Here is a 15375-nt window from a genome sequence, read left to right on the forward strand (position 1 = left end):
AACATTCCCTGTTGCCGAAGATACTAAGGTATGAAAATGTCTCGGATGTACTTCCAACTTTAGAGAACCCTCAAGTTTTATAGCTGTTTTCAATTGCACGGAATACCAATTGTAGGGCGGGAAATCCTCACCTTACGAAATTATGCGTAATGTTATGTGTTGTTAAATAATTAGAGTTAATTATCAGGATGTAAAGTATATTAGACATCGACCTAATTTCAATATTCAGTTTTTGCAGAACAAAAATTCTGTAATATTTTGCGTACAGGTCGCAAGGAGGAATTATTATGATTTGTGACAAATTTCAACACTTCAAAGTGCAGCTAATACAAAGCGATCGCCTGCCGAAATTTGTACCCACAGCCCAAAAAACCCGATCGCTAAAAATATCCGCTGCGGGAACTGCGATCGGCACTCTGCTAATCCTATTAGCACCGCCGGTTGAAGCTGCTAATCTGACATTCGTGAGCGATCGCGCGACATTGGGAGGTACAGATCGCGTTGATTGGTCGATTTTAGGGCCAGTCCAGCCGCCGTTCAAAGTATTGCCCAACTCCTTCTCAGTCACCTCGGAACAAGGACTCGGAGTTAATGTCAATATTCCCCAGGCTGCAACTCCAGGAGTGACGCCTCCCTTACTTTTTCAAACCTTGCCTTCACCAGGCATTCCCACCAACTTTGCCAGCGGTGATTTCATTTTGTTTACAGGCTTAATCCCAGGCCCGCCGCCAGCAGTCGGAAACCCTGGCCCGCTGACGATTACCTTCGATCGCCCCGTGGCGGCCGCAGGAACGCAAATAGCGGTAGATGATACGTTTCTATTCACTGCATCGATCTCGGCCTTTGACAGTAATAATAATTTGTTAGGCAGTTTTTCAACACAAGGAACATCCTCATTAGCACTGGATAATTCGGCCCAATTTTTCGGCGTTCGCAGCGATATTGCTAACATCTCGCGGCTTGTCTATAGCAGTTCTGAGGGCGATCGGGCTGTGGGCATCAATTCTCTCAGTATTGCCGAAGCAGTGCCGGAACCTAGCAGTATGGCTGCCACGATTGTTGCAGGATTGGGATTGTTGGCAGTCAAAATTAAGAGGCGATCGCTCTTGGTTAAATGATAGTTTTACCAGACCCGGTTGTTGATGGCGATCGGGTTTTAATTGTGGATGCCAACAATCTCATAATATTAAGACGATCGTGTCCTCACACATCAAGCTTTGCCAATCCCAAATAGCGAATCCCTTCCGGCGTCACGTCAAACCGGCAAGGCAAAACTTCGACACCTTCACTCATGGCCTGTCTGAACAATTCTCCGTAAAGGCGATCGGCACTATCCCCGGGAGCAAAATCAGTACAATCCCCGCGATTAATAAAATACAGCATTACAGCCCTCGAACCCTGCCGCACCACTTCGATCAATTCTCTCAAATGTTTCTGTCCTCTTTCTGTGACTGTATCGGGAAATAAAGCCAAGTTTTCTTTTGCCCAAGTTGTATTTTTAACTTCCAGAAAAATTGGTTTAGTATCGCCAGTCAACCAAAAATCAACTCGGCTTTTTTTGTCTAGCCCGTAAACAACTTCTGGTTGAATTAAAGTGTAATTACCCAACTCGGGAAACAAGCCTAATTCCAAAGCTAACTTAATTACTCGATTCGGCAAACCCGTATTAACACCCACCCAAGTTGGTTCGGTGTCGCACAGTTTAATTAATTCCCAAGTATAAGCCAATTTGCGTTTGGGATTGTTGCTGCTAGATACCAGCACAGGATTTCCGGGAATGCAAACACCAGTCATCGGGCCGGTATTCGGACAGTGCGCGGTGATTATTTCTCCCGAATCTAGTTCGATTTCGGCAAAAAATCGCTTGTACCGCTTGATTAAAATGCCGGGTAATAAAGCGGGATATTTGTAAATAAAGTCACTCATTCGATTTTGATATTTTAGTATGTTTGTAGTTGCGCTTCAGCGCTGAAGCGCAACTACAAACCTGTTTCAATCTGCTACTTGCGTAAGTTTTGTCGTGAATTAACTTTTTTATTTGTTCGCATCATTTATTTCATCATTCAAAGGTTGCTTTTGCCGGCCTTTCATCAACTGTTTCATTTGCACTTTAAAAGCTTCTACCAATTCGGGACTAGCTTGAGTTTTTTGCCAAGAAGCGCGGGAATTTAAGCGTTCCGACCAAGCCTGCAAATTGGGGTATTTTTCCAAAGACACGCCTAACTCGGGCAGCCAAGGCACGGAAACTCCTGCCACAACATCGGCGAGGGTAATGCCACTGCTGCTGCCAAAAAAAGGTCGATCGCCCAATAAATCCTCAAAAAACCTCAGTACCGCCGCCACTTGCTGCTGTGCTTTCTCCAACTTTTCCGGGTCGCCTTCGCCGCCGAAAGTCTGGCGTACAAAAGGACTCATCGCCGGCGTCAACTCGTTCACTGTCACCATTTGTACCATGCGGACGATCGCCCTTTCTCCTTCATCCTCCGGTAGCAGGGCGGGCGCAGGATACTTAGCTTCCAGATAATCAAGAATTGCCAGCGTTTCTATGACATGAAAATCCCCATCAGCTAAAACAGGGACGTGGTGAAAAGGACTAATTGCCAAAAAATCAGGCTGAAATTGATCGCCGTTTAATTTTAGCGCCACTAATTCAAACTCTATTTCTTTTTCGAGCAAGGCAATCCAGACGCGGCGACTGTTAGTAGAGAGCGGATTGTGATAAAGTTTTAGCACAGCCATTCAATTTTAGATTTGAGATTTTAGATTTAAGTATCATAGCATAAAAGGTTTGTAGTAAGAACTTTAGTCCTGCATTCTTTGTTTCATATCCTTCGCCGCTAAAGTATAACCACCATCAGCACCGTCTATAAAATGCACTTGTTGGCCGTTGCGTTCAAACACCAAACAAGTCATCAAAGCTCTGTCAGCAACGTGCAAACCGTAAACCAGCTTGCCCTCTCGGTAATTCTTTTCCAAATACCCCGTCAATTTTTTTCGCTGCGACGCATTGCCCGAAATTACCATTCTCAACATATCATCAAATTTGCGGTAATCCGTAGCTGCGATCGCAATATCTTTATAAACTCCCCAATCTAACTCTTCTGTCTTAACTTTCAAATTCATTAGCAGCGAACCAAGCGCCGTCTCTAACTGTATTTTTGATAAATATAGCTGGCGGTCTAACCAACTACAACCGCTCGCCCTAACTAGAGTTTCTTTAATCAGCTTGGCGCTACTCAATGTCAATTTAAGATTTTGGCTGACGATCGGATTTAAACAATCTTCCTTGCCGTAAATGTATTCGATTAGTTTTAAAACTTTTCTATAAATTAGATTGCTCTCCTGACCAAAATCTTCTCGCACCATTACCAGCAGCGTTACTATTTCCCCGTACTTGCTGGGAATATCCTGCCACCGACACTCCAATCCAGAAAAATCGGCGGTTGCAGAAATGCCATTATTTTTAATACTGTAAATATTACCAGCAGCAGGGTCTTTAATAAGTTCAGTAGCACGGGCTAAGCCGCCGCCGGTCAAAATAGCTTGGCTGTAATTTTCCGAAACTTTAAACTTAGCTATTTTAACCGGATAATTAGCTGCTGCCACAACTTTAACCGGCACAGCCCCAACTCGCAAATCCATGTCAAATTCAGTCTTAGCCATTTGTTGAGTTGCCAGCAAAGCTTTCTGGGCAGCGGGTAAAAGCGAGGGCCCCATTAAAAGAGAAGCGCCGTCGCCACCAAAGATAAAGGGAATTTCTATTTGGCCTGCTACATTCAAAACAGCAGCGATCGAACAAGCCCCCAACAAGTTAACTTCTTTATATTTTCCAGCTTCAATCGCTTTTGTAGAACCGCGAATATCTGTGATAATAATGTACCAATCATCGGGTACGTCAACAAAGTTCTGCAAGTCAGTAATATCGATAAAATTGTCCAGTAAACGCAATTCAGTATAGAAGTTTTCTGAGTTCATGATATGATTCTCCCGATTCGCTATTAAAATAAGTGAATCCCTTTAGCATTAGCGTTTGTAACCATTTGTGGCAGAATTACAGAAACCCTCTCGTTCTCTAGCAGGCATTGCCGGCATTGTCGCAATCGCCACTCTCATTAGCAAAGTCTTCGGCTTGGTGCGCCAAATTGCGATCGCCGCAGCCTTTGGAGTCGGTGTCGCCGTCGATGCCTACAATTATGCCTACGTCATCCCCGGTTTCTTATTTATTTTGCTCGGAGGCATTAACGGGCCATTTCACAGCGCCATAGTCAGCGTTTTAGCCCGCCGCGACAAAAAAGAAGCAGCGCCCTTAGTCGAGACTATCACCACCTTAGTCGGCGGCTTGCTGCTGTTAGTAACAGTCGCTTTAATTATTTTTGCCGATCCGCTAATAGATTTGGTAGCACCGGGATTAAATAGAACAGCAGAAGGTTTAGAAATCAAAGCAGTTGCCGTCCAGCAATTTCGGATTATGGCGCCGATGGCATTACTTTCAGGCTTAATCGGGATTGGTTTTGGCACTCTCAATGCCGCCGATATGTACTGGTTGCCTTCGATTAGTCCTTTATTTTCCAGCGTTGCACTTGTCGGCGGTTTGGGGATTCTCGCACTGCAACTGGGAGAAAAAATTATTCAGCCACAATACGCACTAATTGGCGGCTTAGTGTTAGCTTGGGGAACCTTAGCAGGAGCAGTTTTGCAGTGGTTGGTGCAACTGGCGGCGCAGTGGCGCGCCGGCTTGGGAACATTGCGCTTGCGGTTTAATTTTAAACGCCCCGGAGTGCAAGAAGTAATTAAGGTGATGGTTCCTGCTACCTTATCCTCGGGAATGCTGCAAATTAATGTCTATACTGACCTATTTTTCGCATCCTACATCCCTCAAGCTGCCTCTGCGATGGGTTACAGCGGCTTGTTAGTTATGACGCCTTTAGGCATCATTTCTAATGTAATTTTAGTGCCATTTTTGCCGATATTTTCTCGCCTCACAGAACCCAAAGATTGGCCGGAATTAAAAAATAAAATTCGTCAATCTTTAATTTTGACCGGGGTTACGATGCTGCCCCTGAGCGCTTTAATGGTAACACTTGCCGGGCCGATCGTCCGCGTGGTTTACGAACGCTATGCTTTCGATCGGTCAGCCTCGGAGTTTGTCACGCCGATATTGATGGCTTACAGTATTGGAATGTTTGTGTATTTGGGACGCGACGTTGTGGTGCGGGTATTTTACGCTTTGGGAGACGGAGAAACCCCTTTTCGCGTCAGTATTATCAATATCTTTTTTAACGGATTGCTGGATTATTTGTTAGTAGGAGCTTTTGGCGCGCCCGGATTAGTTTTGGCGACGGTGGGAGTGAATCTTCTTTCAATGGTTATGCTTTTGTACTTATTAGATAAAAAGCTGGGCGGCCTGCCTTGGCGAAAGTGGAGTTTGCCTTTTCTGGGGTTGACTTCTGGCAGTTGTCTAACTGCTTTCGTTACCTTGGCTACTCTGCAAGCCTGTCAAAGAGTTTTGGGTACTGAAGGTTTGGTAATTCAATTAGTGCAGTTGAGTGTAGCAAGTTTTGTAGGGTTAGCAGTTTTTGCGGTGTTTGTCAGTCAGATGAAGTTGCCGGAAGTTGATATGTTTGTCGATCGCATTCGCGGCCGTTTTCGCAAATAAATATCCGAAATTTCCCTGGTTTATTTAGCACTTTGCTGACGATGCGATCGCCCAATTGGCGGTTTAGTCGATCGTAATTCCCGTAGATACCGTAAGGTGCGTCGCCACCAACCATCTACAAATCAACTCGAAAATTTCGCAGCGACGCACCCTACAAGGGGTTACTACATCTTTAAACATACAACAAGACAACGCAGGACACGGCATTGCCGTTTCCGACCTTGACTACGATCGCCCTTAAGTAAAAAAGGGCGATCGCACTTTACATATTCCGCTGAAATTCCTCAAGCACATCCATCAACTGAACTTGACACTGCATCGGAATCAAATCTGCAAGCGGAACTTCCCGCTTGCCGCCGCCCAACTTGACTGGAATTCCTTGCAAAACTTGTCCAACTTTGTCAGCATCTAAATTGCCATCTTCCAGTATCGGGTAAAGTTGTTTGGCAACAACGGTATGCAGGTGAGCATCTCTCAGATACAAATGCCATTTGGCAATGTCAATGTAGACATTTTCGCCGATTTCGGCTGCTAAGGATTCGATCGCCTGTGTAGTATTAGCCATATAAAAAAAGCAGAACGTTATTTGTTATCAATCAAAAGACTTAACAAATCGCCGACAACTGCCTTCAGCCAGAATCTTTGGTGAGGGGCGAATAATCGGCGATCGCGAAAATGTAAATCGCGTGGGCCAAAACTACTAGAGCCCATCCACCCGTTACCGAAATTGCCCAAGGCCAATTAGCCTTCTGCAAATTGTGAACAAACCACAAAACAGAATTGGTAGCAGAAAAAAGACCGACGTGGATAGCAAAATTCATGCGGTCATCTAACCGGCGGTACTCTGGATCATTGCGATCGGGTTTGCGGGGCCAACGAGGAGGCATAGTTTTTCACTTGATATTAGTAGTTCTCTGCCTATTTTAATCTTAAGTGCAGCTTTTTGAATTTTGCATCTCTCTCAAGGCAGGAAACTTATGCCTCTAAATTTTCATAGTCCCCTGACTTGCCGCCGCTTTTACTCACCAGTCGAATCGATTCAATCGCGATCGACTTGGACAAAGCCTTCGCCATATCGTACAGAGTCAGCGCCGCCACCGAAACCGCCGTCAGCGCCTCCATTTCCACCCCTGTTTCCGCCTTAATTTTCACCGTCGCCCGAATTTGATACCCCGGCAACCCAGCATCCGGTATCACCTGCACCTTCACGCTACTCAGGGGCAGAGGGTGACACAGAGGAATCAAATTAGCCGTCTGCTTGGCCGCCATAATCCCAGCCAGCCTCGCAGTGCCCAACACATCCCCTTTCGGCGCATTCCCCGCTTCGATCGCAGCAAAGGTCTCCGCCGACATCCGCACCCGCCCCGCGGCCACAGCTTGCCGCACAGTTGCCACTTTTGCCGAAACGTCCACCATTTGGGCTTCACCGCTGTTGTCGAGGTGAGTTAGCTGCGGGCGATCGGGCAATTTAGAAAAAGTTGGCGAAAGGTCTTGCATTATTTTGGTAATGGTGTTAATGTTAGATTCTGTGAGAAAAGAACTTAATCAATTTTAGATTAAATCTGAACTCAACAGGGGCTTGTAGCTTAGTTGGATAGAGTGCATGGCTACGAACCATGAGGTCGGGGGTTCGAATCCCTCCAAGCCCACTACTAAAAGTTATGAATTTTGAGTTTTGAGTTTTGAATTAAGAAATTAATCCAACTCAACATTCAAGGCTCATAACTTTTTTAATTTGTACCTTTTACAGAAAACTCACTCTTTGTGGAACAGGCATCTTGCCTGTTGGTGAGAATGGTGCGCGGGGACAAAAACCCGGTTTCTGCCTCAATATCTGTCGCATAGATTCAGGATTTTTGGGATAAACCGGGTTTTTTTGTAAGTCCCATGATTGCCTCTTCCTTCTTGCTTCTGTTATATCATCGATTCAAAGCATAAACATCTTTGCCTCGCCCGATCGCAAATTTCATCGAATTAGACAAGCCCTTGCTAGACTGAGTAATAAAAATCAGCAAAGCCAAGCCAGCAAGGCCAGCCGCAAAACCAAACATATTTCTGTAGCCAACTTGTTCAGCAACAAAGCCTAAAGTTGGCCCAGCAATCGCAATCCCCAAATCAAATCCCCCAATACAAAGCGAAAACAAGCGGCCCCTTTCATGAGGTTCGCACCTGTCAGACATTAGCGTTACCATCATCGGCAAAACAGTACCGCCCGCGCAACCTTCAACCAAAGCTGCGATTAAAAAAGCACTGCTGTTGTTAGCAAAATACAACAATAACATAGACAGGGCGTAACAGATTAAACCGCCAGAAATAAACAAGCCGCGACCGTATTTATCCGAAGCCCGTCCCGTGAGCAACCGTATACCAAAACTGGCGATAGCCGCCGTAGAATAAAATAATCCCGGATTCAAATTAGCCTTGGTTTCTTGGATAAACAAAGGCATAAAAGTGCTCAAAGTTCCAAAGACTAAACCAACCACCAATAACACTAAAGCCGGAATCCGCACTCTAGGATTCCAGAGCATTTTCCAGTATTTTTGGCTATTTTTGTCCTCAGATAGCGAGTCAGATTTTGTTAACTCTGCAAAATTTGGTTCCGCAATTTTGCAGGTAAAAAATACAGCCGTTGCAGCGAAAACCGCCGACATCGCAAACAAAGGAGTATAACCAACCCAAGCTTGCACAAATCCGCCAATAGCCGGCCCAACTGCTAGACCAATAGGGTTCACCAAGCTCATGTAACCGATTAATTCGCCCCGCTTTCCTGGCGGCGACAAATCTGTTACCAAAGCGCTGTAAGCGGTGGTAAAAGCGGCGATGCTAATGCCGTGAAAAGCCCGCATAAATAACAGTAAGGGGATAGATTGAGCTAACAGGTAGCCCATCGGGGCGATCGCAGCGACTGCCGCGCCTAGCAGCAAAACTTGTTTTCGCCCGCTGCTGTCGGCTATTTTACCCAACTGCGGCCTCGATAGCAAAAGTCCGATCGCAAATGCACCCATCACAACGCCAATTTGCTGTTTTGTGCCGCCCACAAATTGAACGTACAGTGGCAAAGTTGGCAGCAGCGAAGCCAAACTAGACCAGAATAGGAGGCCTGCGGTGAATAAAGTCAGCAAGCTGCGTCTGGGTTGGGGATCGATGTCGCTAAAAATATTCAAGATGCAAATTCCTGTAAAACCTTCCGAGTCCACTCAAAGTAAGTTCGAGTGTCTCTATCATTGTGTTACAAATTCTTAAGATTTGCACCAAAAAAGTTGATATTCGACTCACTGTCAACCGTCAACTGTCAACTGTCAACTGTCAACCGCGAACAGTCAACCGCGAACAGTCAACCGCGAACAGTCAACAGTAAAAAAGAGCATTCTTACCAATCAACCTCAGCCCTTTCCTCCACCACCCGCCGATAAACCCACTCGGTTTCCATCGCCAACTTCGGCCAACTAAACCGGCGTTCCAAATCCTCATAAGCATTGTCAACCAACCACCGCCCGTAACCCGGATTTTTCAGCACCTCCAAAATTCCCCATGCCAAAGAATCCCGATTGTTGGCCTCAGTAACAACCCCAGTTTTAGTGTGCACAACCACCTCCGGCAAGCCGCCCGCATCGGAAACCACTACCGGCACCCTTGCAGCAAAGCTTTCTAAGGCTACAATCCCAAAAGGTTCGTAAAGACTGGGGAAAACCGCGCAGTCAGCCACCGTCTGGAATTTGTCGAGATGTTCCTCAAACATGAAGCCAGTAAAATAACACTTATTCCAAATTCCTAAATTCCCAGCCAAAAGTTTGAGATGGTCTGTATTGCCGCCGCCAACAATTACAATTTTAGCTTTACCCCCCATTTCCCAAATTACTTTAGGTGCAGCATTCAAAAATACAGCAATACCTTTTTCATAGCTAATTCTTCCTACATAATATACTATTTTTTCGTCGTCGTCAGCAAAGTTTCGGCGGAAATTCATCGCGTCAAATTCGTGCCATCGGGGCTTTTTCTCCGACCTAATTCCATTGTAAATTACCTCGATTTTGTTCCACGGACTCGATAGTACCCGTTCGGCTTCCCGCCGCATATAATCGCTGCAAACAATTACCCGCCAAGCGTTGTAAGCGAGGTCGTTTTCCTTGGAATTAATGTAGCGCTGCCCCTCATTGTGGATGCCGTTGAACCGCCCGTATTCGGTGGCGTGGATGGTGGCAATTAGGGGTACTTTAAAGGTATGCTTGAGGGCGATCGCCGCATCTCCCACCAACCAGTCGTGAGCGTGGATGATATCAAAGGGGCCTTCCTCCAGCATCAGTTTGCCGCCTTGGTGGCCCATGCTTTGGTTCAGGTTGGCCACCCAGTGAAAAAAGTCCCTGGCGTGCCCCACCACCACCCGATGTACCCGTATTCCTTCCACCACTTCGTACATCGGTGCGTGGCCGAACTCTACTGTAATTAAGTGAATCGAGTGGCCCAGCTTCACCAATTCAGGATACAGTTCCGATACGTGGCGGGCGATACCGCCTACTATTCTGGGAGGAAACTCCCATGCCAATACCAAAATTTTCATCTTTCTCCCCTCCAAAGAATTTATATATCTTAATGTTTATGATTAACAGGTTTATTGTATAATACACAACCTCAAATGTTGGTCGATCGCAAGTTTATGCCCAATAGCTGACTTTTGGCAGCAACAAGGACGGAAAATCATGCAAAAACCGGGTTTTTGCAGGAAATTGCTCGATCGCCATTGCCTGAAAAAAACAGGTTTCCTCAAGATTTGAGCCACAGAAGGAAGCAATGGCGATCGCACCTACCCGCTTACCCTTTCTTCAAAATCGGCTCCAACTCTCGGCGAAAACGAGTCCAAGCCGCCACCGATGTAGAGTTAGAAATAGCACCCTGACGCATTAAAATCGCGCCGTCTTCCCAGCCAACAATTCCGTACTCTCGAGATTGGGACATTCGATCGATCGCCGACACGATCTCCTGCAACTGTCCCCGTTCTCGGCGAAACGCAGTCTGATACTGCTGCAACTGCCAGAGATCGGCAATTACATATTCCATCTTCACTGCCTCCCCCGCATCATTCCGCAGTTCAAACATCGGAAACCTGAGAATTTCCCGGCGGCTTGACAAAATCGGCACAATAGTATTCGTCGCAGCCACGCTAGCATCAGCAGGTATTTCAGCCAACAGCGGCCGCACTTGCAAAACGTGCTGCCACTGTCTGACCAGAGGAACCTGCACCCAAGGAGCGATCGCATCGGGCAAAATCCAAGAAAAAGTCCGATTTGGGTTAGACGTGAAGGTAAAAAATAGCGACAAGCAAATGCAAAACGCCCAAAAGCGGCGAAACTTTGAAGACGAAGGCAGAGGAAATAAAGCAGAAGGAAAACGCAAAAACATTCTTTCCTCTCTCACCATTTTATCTTCTTCCTTTTGACGGCCAGCCCACCACAGGATCGCCCCGTAAAAAAGCCCTGGAACCACAGTCATCGCATAGCGAATATTAATCGCCAGTACCGACTCTCCTTTCGCTAAAAATAGCTTCAGCAGCGGAAATCCAGCTATCATCCAAGACGCAGGCGCTACGGCAGGAACCAAAGCTAACGGCAACCACTGGCCGAGCAGGTATTTAATCTTACCAAAAAACGGCGTAAATAATTGTGCAACCAACCGCCCGGGATTGCTCACCATTCCCCAAATAATTTCGAGAGTCGAAGCTTCATCTCCATCGGCATATTGACCGAAGCGCTCCATCATAAACCGCTGGGATATGTCAGCAGAAAACAAAGGCATAATTAGATTGGTCAGGACGATCGTGTAACCAAAACTGAGTATGCAGACAGCCAAGCCAGTCCAAGGATAGCGCCGACTGCAAATCATGTAAAATCCGACGCCAAACAAAACAATTCCCGCATCTTCTCGCACGGCCAAAATTAAAGTTGCCAGAATCCCAAACAGCGGCCACCAGCGCTTCTCCATCGCCAGCAGCAAGCCAAAGACATACAGCGGAATTTGACAAACATCGTGAAAATTGCCCAAAGTCGGGCCGATGACCGCGTTAGCGCAGTAATAGCTCACAACAATTGTCGCCGACAGCCTCGGTTCCAGATAGTGTCTGGCGAGAGCCCAGAGCACTCCTCCCGCCGCCGTGATTAAAGTTACCTGCAACACAGTCAAAGTGACGGGCGAGGGAAACAGCGAGTAAATTGGCAGCCACAGCATCAGCGCCGGGGTGAAATGCTGCCCCAACCGATAGTAAGATACTTCGGGGAGCTGGTTTTGGTGAACGACATTAGTGGACAAAGCCGAAGAGAGGGAACTCTCAAACAAGTGACCCCGAGTGCCGTTCCAAAAAAGTTGATTGAAAATGCCTTGGTCGTAAGTAGCGTAAAAGCTGTAGTAGCGGTGCAGCGTCAGCAACAAGCACAGCACAAAAAAGGCGGCCGCCACTTGAACCACCACCCGCAGCGACTCATTTTTCTTCCATCTCAAAAATGTCATGGGCCCGCCGTAACGAAATTATCGGACAATAGCATAAATCTAAAGTAAGTATTAAATTAAAGTAGAAGTGAAATAACTCGGCTCGGCAATGGTCAATTATTTTCACCCGATCGAAAAGCTCAACAGCGTCCATCCAACACCCGGCACCAGCGATACCGACTGTTCTCCCGAACAGCCGGGCAATTCCGCACCGCTTTTACAGCTTTTGCTGTTCGTAGACAAGCGTCCCTCTTCCCGGGAACAGACCAGACACATCCGCAAGTCCTTAAAGGATTTGAAGGCAAAGTGCGACTTTGAGCTTCAAGTCATTGACGTAGGAGAACAGCCCGATTTAGCCGAACACTTTAAACTTGTAGCCACTCCCTCGCTGCTCAAAATTCATCCCGATCCGCGACAAACTCTCGCCGGCAGCAATTTGATCGCCCAACTCGAACACTGGTGGCCCCGCTGGCAGCGTTCTGTAGAAGAATACGCAGCTCAGCAGCAGTCGGCCCCAGCTCTAACTGCAACTCTGGCCAACCCAAAACCCATCTATTCCGTTGCTTGCGCCGCCGAACTCGTGAGGCTTTCCGATGAAGTTTTTCGCCTCAAACAGGAACAAGAACGCCTGCAAGAGCAGTTGCAGTTGAAAGACCGGATTATTGCGATGCTAGCTCACGACTTGCGAAATCCCTTGACGGCCGCATCTTTGGCTTTGGAGACTTTGGAGTCAAGTCAGAAGGTGAAAGAAGGGCAAAAGTCCCGTTTGACACCGAGTCTGGCTGCTCATTTGATGAAACAAGCTCGCCGTCAAATCCGAATTGTCGATCGCATGATTACAGATATCCTGGAAGCAGCCCGGGGTACAAACGCTCAACTCCACATTCAACCAAAAAAAATCGAACTGGGGGCGATTTGTCAAGACGTAATCTTGCAGTTTCAAGACAAATTTCAGGAGAAAAGTCTGAACTTAGAAACAGACATTCCCACAGATTTGCCCTTGATTTATGCCGATCCAGATCGTATCAAACAAGTCGTGGTCAACTTGCTTGACAACGCCAGCAAGTACACGCCAGACCGAGGAACTGTTAATCTTTCAATTCTCCACCGCACCGCTTACAAAGTTCAAGTCAGCATTTGCAACAGCGGCCCGGGAATTCCTGAAGAAAATTGCGAGAGCATTTTTGAAGACAGCTTTCGCTTGCAGCGAGATAAATCAACAAACGGTTACGGGATTGGACTGTCTCTGTGTCAAGGCATCATTCGCGCCCACTACGGTCAAATTTGGGTAGACTCCGTACCCGATCGAGGCAGTTGTTTTCACTTTACCCTGCCCGTTCAAAATAAGTAACCCAATATCAATACTTTCAGCTACTCTATCCAACATTTCTAGGATATTTCTACGATATGACCCCTTTAAGCCCACAATTAGACGCAATTATTAACCTACTCACCCTCATCTCATCCAGAACTCTGCTAGGAAACTTCTAGTCGCAAGCGCGCGATCGGCTTTCACCCCGAAAGTCCCGGTTGTGACAAACTTTTGCTTCATTCACACTATGCAAATGACGTGAGTCTAGTTTTTGTCCGCCGCTGCCGTGGGAGACAAATAAATACAAATTGAATACAAAGCATAGGTGTATTCAGTTTGAGTCGTTTAGCTTTGCAAGTATCTCTCAAAACGCCTCCACCTCTGGCTTGTGGTGAGTTGGAAGCAAGAATAACTGGTTAACATAGAGTGCCCTGATTTGACAAGATTGTCGATCGAACTCAGCGTGAGTTATGACTGATCCGGAGTCGCATCAGTCACAAGGAGATCCAGTGAAATATTTTTCAGTAGTAATGTATTTGCTGCGGGAACGGCAACAATTTCTCGAAGAAATCCGCGAAGGTATCAAGCTAAAATCTAAAATTTTCGGTTTGTTGATTTCTAGTACCATATTTTTTGGCATTTACGGAGCGATATTAGGTGCATCTAGTACGTGGATGCAATGTTTGGTTTCAGCAATTAAGTTGCCAGCACTTTACTTGCTGACACTGATTATCTGCTTTCCTACACTGTACTTTTTTAATGTCATGTTTGGTTCCAAACGAACTTTTGAACAGTATTTGACATTGTTGATGACAGCGATGGCGATGATTAGCGTTTTGCTGTTTGGATTTGCACCTGTCAGCCTATTTTTTCTCATCAGCAGTACCAATTACACTTTTTATCTGCTGCTGAATGTTGCTATCATGGCAATCACAGGATTTTTGGGGGTAAGTTTCATTTATCAAGGAATGCACTTTCTTTCCGAACAAGATGCCGAAGGCAAAGACATCAGGCTAAATATTTTGCGCTTCTGGTTGGGACTTTATGCGTTTGTTGGCAGTCAGTTGGGATGGACGCTGAGACCGTTTTTTGGCGCACCGGGACAAGTTTTTCAACTGTTCCGAAACCGAGAAAGCAATTTTTATCTGAGTCTGTGGGATTCAATTAGGTCGATTGGAGGGTTTTAATTAAGATCGAGTTAAGGAGATTTGAAATAGTGATACAAGCGGATTTGGATGAGTTGAGAATTCCTGAGAACGAGTTAGAGGAGTTGAGCGGAATAGCTTTGAGCGACGGTTTTGCAGCGGATTTTTACCGACCTGCTGCACTCCGGGACGGGAAAAAGCTGTTCTCTCTTTTGTTGAATGAGTTGCTGATATTTTGCGTGACGTTGGTTGTGTCACTCCCTGTGGCTTTGCTGGTAACTAAAAATCAAGTTAATTCAGTCAGCGATGCTGCACTTTTTGTGCGGGTTTTGGAAATAACTTTGGGTTTGTCCCTGGCGATTGCTGTAGGTTGGAATGTTTGTAAATGGGTGAAAGCAAAACCTCTGGAAACTCTGGCGGATCTGCTGGATGAAGTTGAAAAGTATCATGAGGTGATTCAGGCTTTAGATATTATCGATCGCCTAACGGCTGCTGGCAATTTACAAGCCAATTTAATTAACCGAGTAGATGCAATTGAGGCATTAAAAATTACTAGAGAAAGTTTAGTCTGTGCTTTGAAAACCGAGAGGATTCTCAGGGAAAATCAGCAATTTATCGGCCGCCGTTACGAGTTATTTGCTAATATTGAAAGTAATTTGGCTGCATTGATGGCTGTGGATGTGAGCGATCGGGCGACTGAATACGGGCGGTTGTTGAATGAGGCTTTGGAAATTGGGATGACCGTCCACAAAGAAGTAAGAAAGTTGCAAAATGGCAAGTAAATA

Annotated in this window: 14 protein-coding genes and 1 tRNA gene; 6 read left to right on the top strand and 9 right to left on the bottom strand. The window is 46.1% G+C overall.

The features are described 5' to 3' along the window. The first annotated feature begins 287 nt into the window (after positions 1–287). The gene (locus QUA56_RS13735; RefSeq protein ID WP_333358399.1) at positions 288–1118 is read left to right on the top strand and encodes a PEP-CTERM sorting domain-containing protein; all 831 of its coding nucleotides are present in this window, start codon (positions 288–290) and stop codon (positions 1116–1118) included. Between the two features lie 85 nt (positions 1119–1203). Here QUA56_RS13735 and sfsA read toward each other — a convergent pair whose 3' ends face one another. From sfsA to QUA56_RS13750, 3 genes are all read right to left on the bottom strand, one after another. Beyond that, positions 1204–1926, bottom strand: a complete 723-nt coding sequence (gene sfsA, locus QUA56_RS13740; RefSeq protein WP_333358401.1) for a DNA/RNA nuclease SfsA — start codon at positions 1924–1926, stop codon at positions 1204–1206. A gap of 108 nt (positions 1927–2034) precedes the next feature. Continuing rightward, positions 2035–2739, bottom strand: a complete 705-nt coding sequence (locus tag QUA56_RS13745) for a glutathione S-transferase family protein (protein ID WP_333358403.1) — start codon at positions 2737–2739, stop codon at positions 2035–2037. A gap of 63 nt (positions 2740–2802) precedes the next feature. Then, positions 2803–3975: a DUF3095 domain-containing protein gene (locus QUA56_RS13750; RefSeq protein WP_333358404.1), complete on the bottom strand. Its 1173-nt coding sequence runs from the start codon at positions 3973–3975 to the stop codon at positions 2803–2805. 67 nt (positions 3976–4042) lie between these two features. Between QUA56_RS13750 and murJ the strand changes: the two genes are divergently transcribed. Then, complete coding sequence (gene murJ, locus QUA56_RS13755) at positions 4043–5656, top strand: murein biosynthesis integral membrane protein MurJ (protein ID WP_333358406.1); 1614 nt, start codon at positions 4043–4045, stop codon at positions 5654–5656. Between the two features lie 262 nt (positions 5657–5918). On the opposite strand, the gene QUA56_RS13760 is transcribed toward murJ, so the two are convergent. The 3 genes from QUA56_RS13760 to moaC all read right to left on the bottom strand — a co-directional run bounded on the left by QUA56_RS13760 (position 5919) and on the right by moaC (position 7153). Then, the gene (locus QUA56_RS13760; RefSeq protein ID WP_333358408.1) at positions 5919–6221 is read right to left on the bottom strand and encodes a DUF3181 family protein; all 303 of its coding nucleotides are present in this window, start codon (positions 6219–6221) and stop codon (positions 5919–5921) included. A 64-nt stretch (positions 6222–6285) separates the two neighbouring features. After that, positions 6286–6543 carry a 2TM domain-containing protein gene (locus tag QUA56_RS13765; RefSeq protein ID WP_333358410.1) on the bottom strand — a complete coding sequence of 86 codons (258 nt, stop codon included), beginning with the start codon at positions 6541–6543 and terminating at the stop codon, positions 6286–6288. 88 nt (positions 6544–6631) lie between these two features. Continuing rightward, positions 6632–7153 (bottom strand): cyclic pyranopterin monophosphate synthase MoaC, encoded by a 522-nt coding sequence (moaC, locus tag QUA56_RS13770; protein ID WP_333358412.1) that lies wholly within the window; start codon positions 7151–7153, stop codon positions 6632–6634. Between the two features lie 78 nt (positions 7154–7231). Here moaC and QUA56_RS13775 point away from each other — a divergent pair. Further along, positions 7232–7305: transfer RNA gene (locus QUA56_RS13775), tRNA-Arg, on the top strand. 270 nt (positions 7306–7575) lie between these two features. Here QUA56_RS13775 and QUA56_RS13780 read toward each other — a convergent pair. The 3 genes from QUA56_RS13780 to QUA56_RS13790 all read right to left on the bottom strand — a co-directional run bounded on the left by QUA56_RS13780 (position 7576) and on the right by QUA56_RS13790 (position 12154). Beyond that, a complete protein-coding gene (locus tag QUA56_RS13780; RefSeq protein WP_333358414.1) occupies positions 7576–8820 on the bottom strand; it encodes an MFS transporter in 1245 nt (414 codons plus the stop codon). Between the two features lie 206 nt (positions 8821–9026). Then, the gene (locus QUA56_RS13785; protein ID WP_333358416.1) at positions 9027–10214 is read right to left on the bottom strand and encodes a glycosyltransferase family 4 protein; all 1188 of its coding nucleotides are present in this window, start codon (positions 10212–10214) and stop codon (positions 9027–9029) included. A gap of 251 nt (positions 10215–10465) precedes the next feature. Further along, positions 10466–12154 (bottom strand): DUF2079 domain-containing protein, encoded by a 1689-nt coding sequence (locus QUA56_RS13790; RefSeq protein ID WP_333358418.1) that lies wholly within the window; start codon positions 12152–12154, stop codon positions 10466–10468. A gap of 88 nt (positions 12155–12242) precedes the next feature. On the opposite strand from QUA56_RS13790, the gene QUA56_RS13795 reads away from it, so the two are divergent. From QUA56_RS13795 to QUA56_RS13805, 3 genes are all read left to right on the top strand, one after another. Beyond that, positions 12243–13484, top strand: coding sequence for a histidine kinase (locus tag QUA56_RS13795; protein WP_333358419.1), 1242 nt, complete (start codon positions 12243–12245; stop codon positions 13482–13484). A gap of 470 nt (positions 13485–13954) precedes the next feature. Beyond that, on the top strand, positions 13955–14632 hold the full coding sequence (locus QUA56_RS13800; RefSeq protein ID WP_333358421.1) for an actin-binding WH2 domain-containing protein: 678 nt from the start codon (positions 13955–13957) through the stop codon (positions 14630–14632). Positions 14633–14661: 29 nt separating this feature from the next. Next, a complete protein-coding gene (locus tag QUA56_RS13805; protein ID WP_333358423.1) occupies positions 14662–15372 on the top strand; it encodes a hypothetical protein in 711 nt (236 codons plus the stop codon). The last annotated feature ends 3 nt before the right edge of the window (positions 15373–15375 follow it).

The sequence above is a fragment of the Microcoleus sp. N3A4 genome, from assembly GCF_036701805.1.
Classification (GTDB): Bacteria; Cyanobacteriota; Cyanobacteriia; order Cyanobacteriales; family Microcoleaceae; genus Microcoleus.

Bases quoted from the DNA above. Each gene is read 5' to 3' on its own strand.
- QUA56_RS13735 (WP_333358399.1), top strand. From the start codon at position 288: ATGATTTGTGACAAATTTCAACACTTCAAAGTGCAGCTAATACAAAGC.
- sfsA (WP_333358401.1), bottom strand. From the start codon at position 1,926: ATGAGTGACTTTATTTACAAATATCCCGCTTTATTACCCGGCATTTTA.
- QUA56_RS13745 (WP_333358403.1), bottom strand. From the start codon at position 2,739: ATGGCTGTGCTAAAACTTTATCACAATCCGCTCTCTACTAACAGTCGC.
- QUA56_RS13750 (WP_333358404.1), bottom strand. From the start codon at position 3,975: ATGAACTCAGAAAACTTCTATACTGAATTGCGTTTACTGGACAATTTT.
- QUA56_RS13760 (WP_333358408.1), bottom strand. From the start codon at position 6,221: ATGGCTAATACTACACAGGCGATCGAATCCTTAGCAGCCGAAATCGGC.
- QUA56_RS13765 (WP_333358410.1), bottom strand. From the start codon at position 6,543: ATGCCTCCTCGTTGGCCCCGCAAACCCGATCGCAATGATCCAGAGTAC.
- moaC (WP_333358412.1), bottom strand. From the start codon at position 7,153: ATGCAAGACCTTTCGCCAACTTTTTCTAAATTGCCCGATCGCCCGCAG.
- QUA56_RS13785 (WP_333358416.1), bottom strand. From the start codon at position 10,214: ATGAAAATTTTGGTATTGGCATGGGAGTTTCCTCCCAGAATAGTAGGC.
- QUA56_RS13790 (WP_333358418.1), bottom strand. From the start codon at position 12,154: ATGACATTTTTGAGATGGAAGAAAAATGAGTCGCTGCGGGTGGTGGTT.
- QUA56_RS13795 (WP_333358419.1), top strand. From the start codon at position 12,243: ATGGTCAATTATTTTCACCCGATCGAAAAGCTCAACAGCGTCCATCCA.